Genomic DNA, 237 nt, shown 5'->3' with positions numbered 1-237 from the left:
CATTATTAATGATCATGATTGGTATCGTGATAATAATATTACGCTGTACACCGGTGATCCTGTTATTCGTATTGATGCTGATCAGAGTCAGTTCATCTCTGCTTCTGGATTACATGTAGACTATGATGAAGTGAATATTGCAACCGGTTCGCGCGCCTTTATCCCACCTATACCAGGTTCAGACAAAGACGGAGTGATCGGTTTTCGAGATATTAAAGATTGCGAGACGATGATAGC

At 40.9% G+C, this 237-nt stretch carries 1 protein-coding gene; it reads left to right on the top strand.

Annotation, left to right across the window (positions count from 1 at the left end; genetic code table 11):
* A partial coding sequence (locus tag QCD85_RS23730) for an FAD-dependent oxidoreductase (protein WP_301264090.1) occupies positions 1-237 on the top strand: 237 nt, incomplete at both ends.

Origin of the sequence: Paenibacillus sp. PsM32, assembly GCF_030433815.1 — a bacterium.
Lineage (GTDB): Bacteria > Bacillota > Bacilli > Paenibacillales > Paenibacillaceae > Saccharibacillus > Saccharibacillus kyungheensis.
The sequence above is the reverse complement of the archived record's forward strand: the minus strand, read 5'-3'. Positions and strand labels throughout refer to the sequence as shown.